Annotated in this window: 6 protein-coding genes and 1 pseudogene; 5 read left to right on the top strand and 2 right to left on the bottom strand. The window is 63.2% G+C overall.

The features are described from left to right. Positions 1 to 383 precede the first annotated feature (383 nt). A complete protein-coding gene (locus AC1D3B_RS33645; protein ID WP_478195011.1) occupies positions 384 to 1,004 on the top strand; it encodes a tyrosine-type recombinase/integrase in 621 nt (206 codons plus the stop codon). Positions 1,005 to 1,123: 119 nt separating this feature from the next. Here the strand turns inward: AC1D3B_RS33645 and AC1D3B_RS33640 are convergent, their stop codons facing one another. Further along, a complete protein-coding gene (locus AC1D3B_RS33640) occupies positions 1,124 to 2,011 on the bottom strand; it encodes an aldo/keto reductase family oxidoreductase (protein ID WP_478195010.1) in 888 nt (295 codons plus the stop codon). A 93-nt stretch (positions 2,012 to 2,104) separates the two neighbouring features. Here AC1D3B_RS33640 and AC1D3B_RS33635 point away from each other — a divergent pair, with 93 nt between their 5' ends. Next, positions 2,105 to 3,010: a LysR family transcriptional regulator gene (locus AC1D3B_RS33635; protein ID WP_478195009.1), complete on the top strand. Its 906-nt coding sequence runs from the start codon at positions 2,105 to 2,107 to the stop codon at positions 3,008 to 3,010. 741 nt (positions 3,011 to 3,751) lie between these two features. Beyond that, positions 3,752 to 4,984: an alpha/beta fold hydrolase gene (locus tag AC1D3B_RS33630; RefSeq protein WP_478195008.1), complete on the top strand. Its 1,233-nt coding sequence runs from the start codon at positions 3,752 to 3,754 to the stop codon at positions 4,982 to 4,984. Positions 4,985 to 5,194: 210 nt separating this feature from the next. Here AC1D3B_RS33630 and AC1D3B_RS33625 read toward each other — a convergent pair. Next, a pseudogene (locus AC1D3B_RS33625) lies at positions 5,195 to 6,489 on the bottom strand (IS1182 family transposase). Between the two features lie 340 nt (positions 6,490 to 6,829). Between AC1D3B_RS33625 and AC1D3B_RS33620 the strand changes: the two are divergent. Both AC1D3B_RS33620 and AC1D3B_RS33615 read left to right on the top strand, forming a co-directional pair. Next, on the top strand, positions 6,830 to 7,747 hold the full coding sequence (locus tag AC1D3B_RS33620) for an MBL fold metallo-hydrolase (protein WP_478195007.1): 918 nt from the start codon (positions 6,830 to 6,832) through the stop codon (positions 7,745 to 7,747). A gap of 135 nt (positions 7,748 to 7,882) precedes the next feature. Continuing rightward, entirely contained in the window at positions 7,883 to 9,760 is a 1,878-nt protein-coding gene (locus AC1D3B_RS33615; RefSeq protein ID WP_478195006.1) for a CocE/NonD family hydrolase, read from the top strand. Positions 9,761 to 9,771 lie beyond the last annotated feature (11 nt).

The following is a 9,771-nucleotide window of genomic DNA, read 5'->3' as shown; positions in this document are numbered from 1 at the left end:
GCCGATGTAGTCGTCAAGGCACTCGGGCAGCAGAGTGACCTGCTGACGGTCCTCGCCTTCGATGAATCGCTTCATGGGCCACCACCTCGTTCAGACGGGTTGGCTCAATATAGGCGACCATCAATGGAGTTTCCACACACCCTCGGCCCTCACGCGACTTCGGGCGGTGGCGACGGAGTGGGGCGCTGTGAATGACCGTAGACCGCCGGATTGCTGTCCGCCGCTTCCGCCTGCTTGGGAGTCCGCTGTCGCTGCCCGGCCGCACAGGCGCTCGCTCCCGCGATCTACGATTGGAGTGGTTGAAAGCTCCAGAGTGCAGCCGTGGGTGGCCGCGGCCATGACGGAGGGGCGGCCAATGCCGTCCGTCAAGGAAGGAGCGCATCATGGAAGCGCATGTCACTTCAAACAATTGTCCGTGGAACAAGGGAAAGCTGGTTGGGCAGAAGGCCCCATTGAAAGCGAAGGTGATCTGGGCCATTCGAACTCATCTGCAAATGAGCAAGCGTGTGCGCGATCTAGCGCTGTTCAATTTGGGGTTCGATAGCAAGCTGCGGGGATGCGATTTGGTCGGACTGCGAGTCCGGGACATCTGCCACGGTGACCGGGTATCAAGTCGCGCTATGGTCACGCAGAGCAAGACGCAGCGTCCCGTGCAGTTCGAGATCACGCAGACGACTCGTGAAAGCGTCGAAGCCTGGATTCAACGCAAGCATCTACGCTCCGACGACTTCCTCTTCCCAAGTCGGGTCACGGGGACGGCCCATCTCGGCACCCGTCAGTACGCCAGAATCCTCCACGGGTGGGTGGAGGACATCGGATTAGATACCGTCGAGTACGGGACGCACTCTATGCGGCGCTCCAAGGCGTCGCTCATCTACAAGAAGACGAAGAACCTGCGGGCGGTCCAGATTCTGCTGGGCCATAGCAAGTTGGAAAGCACCGTCAGGTACCTCGGAATTGAAGTGGACGACGCCCTTGAAGTTGCGGAGCAGATCGACGTCTAAGGTCTGATGGCAGCAGGCGGCGTACAAGGCGCCGCTTGCGGGCGCTGACCGGCCGCGATCGGGCGTTCCGCTGAAGGTTGCCTATCGCTGTGCGGCCGCCTAAGAGGAGGCCGCCTCGTTCATGCTGATTTGGCGGCGCCCAGTCGATCCAGGGCGGCGACCGCATCGGCCGCTAAGTCGAGCTTCGACGCCGCAAGGTTCTCGCGCAGATGCGTGACGGACGAGGTGCCCGGAATCAGCAGGATGTTGGGCGCGCGGCGCAGGAGCCATGCGAGCGCCACCTGCATCGGCGTGGCGCCCAACTGACGGGCCACATCGGAGAGCTCCGAGGACTGCAGTGGCGTAAACCCGCCCAGCGGGAAGAAGGGCACGTAGGCGATGCCGTCGTGCGCGAGGTCGTCGATGAATTCGTCGTCATGTCGATGCGCCAGGTTGTACTGGTTCTGCACGCAGACGATCGGACAGATGCGCCGGCCTTCGGCCACCTGTTGCGGCGTGACGTTGCTCAGGCCGATGTGATGCACCAGCCCGCGGTGCTGAAGCTCGGCCAGGGCCGTCAGCGGTTCCTCGATCGCACCCTCGGCCGGGCCGTGCGCGTCGAACATGAAGCGCAGGTTGACGACATGCAGTGCGTCCAGGCCGAGGTTGCGCAGGTTGTCGTGCACGGCCTGTTCGAGCTCCTTGGCGGACTCTGCCGGCAGCCATGCGCCCTTGTCGTCGCGACGCGCGCCGATCTTGGTGGTGATGACGAGGTCGTCGGGGTAGGGCGCGAGCGCCTCGCGAATGATCTCGTTGGTGATGTGCGGTCCGTAGTAGTCGCTAGTGTCAATGTGATTGACGCCCTCGGCAATTGCTTCGCGCAGCACAGCGAGCGCGCCCGCACGGTCCTTCGGCGGCCCGAACACGCCGGGGCCGGCCAGTTGCATTGCGCCATAGCCGACCCGCTTGACAGTGCGGTCGCCGAGGGTGAATTGGGTGGAAACGGTGGAGACAGGAGTTTTTGACATGGTGCTTCCTTGTTGATTGGACTTCAGTCTAGGCAACCCATGGCTGCTTGATAAGCCACCATAATCGGCACAGGCTGTGTGGAAATCCAAACAATGAAAGTCGACCTTGGCGATCTGAACGCATTCGTCGCGGTCGCGGAAGCCAGGGGCTTCCGTGAAGGTGCACGACTGCGTGGCGTCAGCGCGTCGAGCCTGAGCGAAGCCGTGCGGAGGCTGGAAGTGCAAATGGGCGTGCGACTACTGCATCGCACGACGCGCAGCGTGCTGCCTACAGAAGCAGGCCAGCGACTGATCGAGCGGCTGAGGCCTGCGTTCAGCGAAGTCGAAGCAGCGCTTGATGTGGTCAACAGCTTTCGCGATCGGCCGGCCGGCACCTTGAGGCTGAACGTGCCCATCAGCGCGTCACGTCTGGTGTTGCCGAAGATCGTGCCGGATTTTCTCGCAGCCTATCCGGACATCTCGCTCGAGGTGATCGCAGAGGATGGATTCGTGGATGTGCTGGCGGCGGGCTGCGATGCCGGCATTCGCTACGAGGACCGGCTGGAGCAGGACATGATCGCCGTGCCCATCGGACCGCGTACCCAGCGCTTTGCCGTCGCTGCCTCGCCCGAATATCTCGATCGCCGCGGTCGCCCCAAGCATCCGAGCGAACTGCTGGGGCATGCCTGCCTGCGTGGCCGCTTTGCCAGCGGCCTTATGCCGCCGTGGGAGTTCGAGCGAAGGGGCGAGAAGCTGCGCGTCGACGCGGCGGGCCCGTTGGTGGTGCGACTGGGCGGCACGGCCGATCTTGCGGTGGATGCGGCCCTCGCGGGCGCTGGGGTCATCTATCTCTTTGAGGACTGGCTGCGACCGCACCTGGATAGCGGTGCGCTGGAGCCCATCCTCGGGCCGTGGTGGCCGCGCTTCTCAGGGCCGTTTCTGTACTACCCGGGTCGACGACTACTGCCCGCGCCGCTGCGGGCATTTGTGGATTTCATCCAGAGGATGGTTTGGCAATGAATCCCTAAAACGGCAAGCTTCGTCGGGGTCAATGGACTGGCACGCGTCGAATGTCCCCAGGCTGCCTATCCTCAGTCTCTAGCGCTGGCCGGGCTGGAGGTCGGCTTTCGCTGCTCAACGAGCGCCCGCGCAAATTGTCCAATGGAACCCCCGTTGGGCGCGGAGTCGCCTGCTGAGAATTTCTCATTGGATCGAATGCACCCCGCCGCTGGGTCACAGTTCGGGGCAAGGTGCGGGGCAGCGACAATGCCCTTATGAGCATAGGCAAGCGCATCTCGGCAGACATCGGTGGTGACGCCCTGCACTCGATTCGGGAATTGGGTGCGGCGGCCAGGCTGGCCCGGACGACGGCCGGGGAGGGGCAGGCCGCAGCGGCCGCGCGCCCGGGGCGTGCATATCCAAACCATTGGGCGCATCGAAGCGGGGGAGCCCGGCGTTGCTGTGGGGCACGTGCTGGGGTTGCTCGCGCTCTACGGCATCGGTGTGAGACTGAAGCAGCCGGAGGACCGTTGAGCCATGGACTTGCTGTCGACAGAGCCCATCACCATCGCCCTTCGCACGCTTGCGAACGGGGCCCTTCGGCAACGCGCTGCTCGCAACAAGGCCAAGTACGAGCTGTCTCAGTGACTCGCTCGCTACTTGTTGCACCGCACTTTCAGCGCTACCCGAATCGAGAATGGGCCGTCGTAGGCAATCCGGTCGCGGCGGCGGCGGGCGTACGTTCGGGTTCTAATGCGAGCCATGAATACGACCTACCGCATGCCCGGGGCAGTTTTGACCGAGCGCGAGCACTCGGTTCCCTTGGTTCACGGCGATCCGCTGCGTGGCACGATCAGCGTGTTCACGCGCGAGCTTGCTGCCCCAGACGGTCTTGATCGCCCCTACCTCGTGTTCCTGCAGGGCGGCCCAGGCTTCGAGGCCGCCCGCCCGACGAGCCCGCCCTCAGGGTGGATGGCGCGTGCCCTTGCGGACTTCCGGGTCCTGCTGCTTGACCAGCGGGGCACAGGGCGCTCTGCGCCCGTCGGGCCAGTCATTCCTGGAGCAGCGCCTGCCGATCAGGCCGAGTACCTCACGCATTTCCGCGCCGACTCGATCGTGCGCGACCTCGAACTGATCCGCGCTGAACTCGGCGTCGACTGCTGGAGTCTGCTCGGTCAGAGCTTCGGGGGATTCACCTCGCTCACCTATCTGTCGCTGGCGCCCGAGGGCCTGAGGGAGGTATTGATTACCGGCGGCCTCGCGCCGATCACGAATCGGCCGGTCGACGAGGTCTACGCGGCGACATGGGCGCGCGTGCGCGAAGCGAACCAGCGCTATCACGCGCGATACCCAGGAGACCTCGATCGTTTGCGGACGATCCTGCGCCGGCTCGACGAGGAAGATGTCCGCTTGCCCAACGGCGACCGGCTCACATCGCGTCGGTTTCGGCAGACCGGAATGTGGCTCGGCGACAGCGCTGGGTTCGAACGGCTGCACCACCTGCTCGAACTGCCCTTCCGCTCGGCCGCATTCATGGTCGACGCGCAGATGGCGTCATCTTGGGAGCGCAATCCGATCTACGCGACGCTCCATGAGTCCTCGTACGCCGATGGGGGTGCTACTCGCTGGTCGGCACACCGGCTCGCGCCCGAGGAGGCGATGACCGGCGACCTCCTCGGCGCAGAGCACGTCTTCCCTTGGATGTGGGACGACTACGCGGGCTTACGCGCGCACCGCGAGGTGGCGCAGCTTCTGGCCCAGCATCCATGGCCGCGCCTGTACGACGCTGACCGCCTCGCCCGCAATGAGGTCCCAGTGGCAGCGACCGTGTACGTCGACGATGTCTACGTGGAGCGATCATTTGCCGAGGAGACGGCCCGTGGCGTTCGTGGGCTGCGGGCCTGGGTTACCAACGAGTACGTCCACAACGGGCTGCGGGCCGATGGCGAGCGCATCGTGGGTCGCCTGCTCGACATGGTCCGCGGCCGAGCCTGAACCGATGGACGTGGCCTTCGCGTACCCAGCAAAGGAATGTCTGCAGAGCGTTGGCTAGCGGGGGCCGAGGCTGTGTGCAAACCGTTGGCTTGCAGTGTGCAGGACATGACCGCGAACGCGACGGGTGGCCAAGAGCGGCTTATCCAGTACTGGTGCGTGGCAATTGCGCCCGGGGGCAGTCGAATTGATCGTTGGGAGGCATTAAGAGGCTCACGCCTCCATCGATCTCATCGCCTTCATCGTTCTGGCTATACCCAAGATCGCGATGACCCTCTTCAGGTTGTAAGCCAGCACGTGAAGGCTCATCTCGGTGCTCACGTGCTCCAGTTTCCTCGTCAGGAAGTGCGTCCAACCCATCCAGTGTTTGAAGGTTCCGAACACGTGCTCAACGATGCATCTTCGCAGCGTCATGGCCACAGGCTTGCGATCCATGCGTTGCTGGACACGCTCGAGGACCTCCTCATGCTCCCATCGACGGATGCGTCGGTAGTCGCCGGGCGTGCATCGATCCTTCATCGGACATCTGGGGCAAGCGCTGGTCCAGTAGAGACGCGCCTTGAGCCCGTTCCTCTCTAACGTGCTGAACCTGTAGATCGCTCGTTCGCCGGCAGGACACTGATACTCGTCAGCCTTTGCGATGTAGATGAAGTCGCTTTTGTCGAAGCGCCCCTCGGCCTTGGCATTCGAGGTCATCGGCTTGGGCACGTAGGTCTTGATGCCCGCGTCCTCGCAGGCCTGGAGTTCCGTGCCGTTGAAGTACCCGCGGTCGGCAAGGGCTTGCAGCTTGGTCTTGCCCATCGCCTCGCGCGCAGCCTTTGCCATCTTGCTGAGTTGCGCGCGGTCGTGACCAACGTTGGTGACCTCGTGCGCCACGATCAGGTGGTGCCTCGCATCGACGGCCGTCTGGACGTTGTAGCCCACGATGCCCGTGCTCTTGCCTGACTGAAGCATCGAGCGCGCATCGGGATCGGTGAGCGAGCGCTGCCCATCAGGCTCCTTCTTCAGCTCTTGCTTGGTCTCGTCGAGCTTCTTCATCTGCTCGCGCAGCTTCTTGATCTTGTCCTGCAGCCGCTCGGTCTTGGCTTCCACCTCAGGGGGCTGCGTGCGGTCGGCTGTCTCCAGTGCGTCGAGGTAGCGTTGGATGCTCTGCTCGATCTGCTTCTGACGACCGTCGATCTTGCCTGGGGTGAAGTTGCGGTCGCGGCTGTTGACCGCCTTGAACTTGCTGCCGTCGATGGCCACGACGGCGTGCGTGAACAGCCTGAGCTCACGGCACAGGATGACGAAGCGGCGGCAGACGTTGCGAATGCCCTGGCCGTTGTCGTGGCGGAAGTCGGCGATGGTCTTGAAGTCCGGCGCTAACCGGCCGGTGAGCCACATCAGTTCGACGTTGCGCAGCGCCTCGCGCTCCAGCCGACGACTGGACTGAAGCCGATGTAGTCGTCAAGGCACTCGGGCAGCAGAGTGACCTGCTGACGGTCCTCGCCTTCGATGAATCGCTTCATGGGCCACCACCTCGTTCAGACGGGTTGGCTCAATATAGGCGACCATCAATGGAGTTTCCACACACCCTCGGCCCGTAGCGACCGCTTCCCGGGCTGCACTTATGAGCCGAGCCTAGGCCTCTACAGTTAACTCAGCTGCTGTCGTTTGGTGCGAATCGGGCACCACTGTGAGCCCGTTCGCATGCCTACCGCTTCATCCCCTCTCTACCTACGATCAAGCACATGCGGCCTTCCGCCGTATTTCGTGCTCCGACACCCATGGGTGTTGAACTGCAATTTGCTGCCAGTTGCCTAGCTGGCTTGGCCCGAGTCCCGGGCCGTCCCTTTTGGAGATTTCGCCATGTTTTCTGTAGACGACACCCTGCATTCCGTTAGCCAGAGGTCCAACGATGCGGTTCCGTCCCGTTACGCGTTGCGGGTCGGCGAGATTGACGCCCTGGTGGTCAGCGATGGAGTGCTACCGCTGCCAACCTCGACGATGGCCACCAATGCCGAACCGGCTGAACTGGCGAACTGGCTGAACCACATGTTCATGCCGCCGGACAAGTTCGACTGGCCGCTGAACGTGATGGTGGTCCGTAGTGGCGAGCAAACCATCCTGATCGACGCCGGGCTGGGCAGACAGTTCTCGGGCTTCCCGCGCGCCGGGCAGTTTCCTCAGCGACTGGAGGCTGCCGGCATCGAACTCGAGTCAGTGACCGATGTGATCATTACCCACATGCACATGGATCACGTGGGCGGGTTGCTCGTCAGCGGGGTCAAGGAGCGCTTGAGTCCGGATGTGCGTATCCACGTCTCCGCTACCGAAGTCAAGTTCTGGACCTCACCCGATTTCTCCCACACCGTCATGCCGAAGCCGGTGCCGGAAGTACTCCGATCGACCGCCACGAGCTTCTACAACGAATACCGCGACCGGCTGAGGACCTTCGAGGACACGCATGAGGTCGCACCGGGTGTGGTCGTCCGTATGACTGGCGGCCACACTCCTGGGCATAGTGTGGTCGACTTGGTGTCAGGCGGTGAACGGCTGACCTTCGCCGGCGACGCCGTGTTCCCAGTGGGGTTCGACCACCCCGACTGGCAGAACGGATTCGAACATGACCCCGAGGAGGCGACCCGAGTTCGTGTCCGTCTTTTCCGGGAACTGGTGGAGACCCGCGGACTCTTGGTGGCCGCTCACCTGCCGTTCCCGTCCGTTGGTCGGGTGGCGGTCGACGGTGATGTGTTTCGTTGGGTACCGGTCATCTGGGATTACTGACCGCGTGCCGGCGGCGGATGGCAATGTACTGGTCGCCTGATTCGTTCAGCGCGTTTTGGTCAGGGGCGCTGCCAGCGATGGGTAGGTGTGTAACATTGCCTCGACCTCTCCCCTGCCATCGACAAAGTAGCGACCATGAAGAACGCCATCGCAGCCTTCCTCGCATCTGCGGCGGCGTGCATCGCGTCACCGGCGGCGCTCGGACAGGATGTGAAGCTGGATCCCGACACGGGCTTGCCGGCGTCGCAGCCTTTCGATTTCCCTGAACTGGGGGTGGTTGCCCCGTTTTGGGCAAAACGTCTGACAGGCTACTTCACGACGGCTGACGGGACCGACCTACGGTACAGCGTGCTCTTACCCAAGGGATCGGGAAAATTCCCCGTCATATTGAGCATCAATGGGTACGACGCGGGCTCTATCGGAGGCTCTCCCTATCTGAAACATAGGACTGCCATGTCGGTCGAGCTCGACAAGCTGCTCGTCGAGGCTGGCTATGCGGTGATGGGTGTCAACGCGGCCGGCACGGGATGCTCCGGGGGGCAGCTCGAGTACACCCGACCGCAGCTTGGCAGACACGGCGCCGAAGCCGTCGAGTTCGCTGCGTCGCAACCCTGGTCGGACGCAAAGGTCGGGATGGTCAACTGGTCGTACGGTGGCTCTTCCCAACTTGCGACTGCGCAGTTCCAGCCGCCGCATCTTCGGGCCATCGTGCCCGGCATGGTGTTGACGGACTTCCGCGATGCCCTGGTACCCGGCGGTGTTCCGGCGCCCGGGTTCATCACGCCCTTTCGGATCGCTTTTCGTTCGTACTGGGAGAAGGTGGTCGCGCAGACCGCAAAAGAGGAGGGCGACGATCGTTGCCTGAAGCAAATCGAGAGGAATCTCGCAGCCGAGGACTCCAACTCCGAGATGCTTCTGTTCTTGTCCCATCCCTTGCGCGACGAGTACTTGAACAGTTTCGACCTCGCACGCCTTGCCGATCGCGTTCAGGTCCCCGTGTTGTCGCTCGAAGCGTTCCAGGACCAGGCCATCACGCCTCGCAGCGGCTACTACCAGTCCAGGCTCGATCCCGACAGGCTGTGGCTGATCCAGACGAACGGTCGGCACGACATGTATTTCGCCACGGAATTCCAGGCCGTGGCCAAGAGGTTCCTCGACCGATTCGTCAAGGGCGAGGACAACGGCTTCGAGCGCGACACGCCACGCACCACCGTCTGGATGGAGGCCTTCGAGACGGGGGACAAGACTTTGGAGCGGCGGACATCTCCAAAGGCCCGCTGGGTGGTGCGCAGGGGTGCGATCAAGGCCGATGATCTGGTCGTCAAGGAGTTTCACCTTGGTGCCGGCAACCTTCTCGCCGACAAGACCATGCCCGGGGCGGCCGACGGAATCGATTACCCGGGTGCCGGAGTGGCCGTCAACGACATCGCGGGCAACACGTTCTGGGGACCATTGCCGGCCGACTGGACGAAGGCGAGCGTGGCCTACACCTCGGCACCACTCGGCCAGGACATGATGGTCTACGGACCGGGCAGCGCGGACCTCTGGGTCTCGGCCAATGGCGGCGATGCGGATGTTCAGGTCACCGTCACCGAACTGCGGCCTGATGGTCAGGAGACCTACGTGCAGCGTGGCTGGCTGCGTTTGTCGAACCGTGCGCTCGACACCGCGCGTTCGACCCTTCTTCTGCCGGTGCATGCCGATCGTCCCGAGCAATTCCTGCCTCTGTTTCCGGTACGTCCGGTCTTCGCTCGCGTCGAGATCAACAAGGTGGGGCACTACTTTCGCAAGGGTTCGCGGCTGCGTATCTGGATTGATACCCCGGCTCAAACCGGCGGCCTCCGGTTCGACACATTCACGCAGCAACAACGCATCTACATACTGCACAACGCGAAGTACGACTCGCTGGTGCGATTCGGCGTCCTGAAGGATGTCAAGGGGCCGGAGGTCTACCCGGAGTGCGGCAAGGCGATTTTGCAGCCGTGCCGTCCGGATCCGTTGGCGAGCAACTGAGCGGCCGGCTC

This window comes from Variovorax sp. P5_A3 (assembly GCF_056400665.1).
Note: the sequence above shows the minus strand (reverse complement) of the source record. Positions and strands in the feature narration are given on the sequence as shown.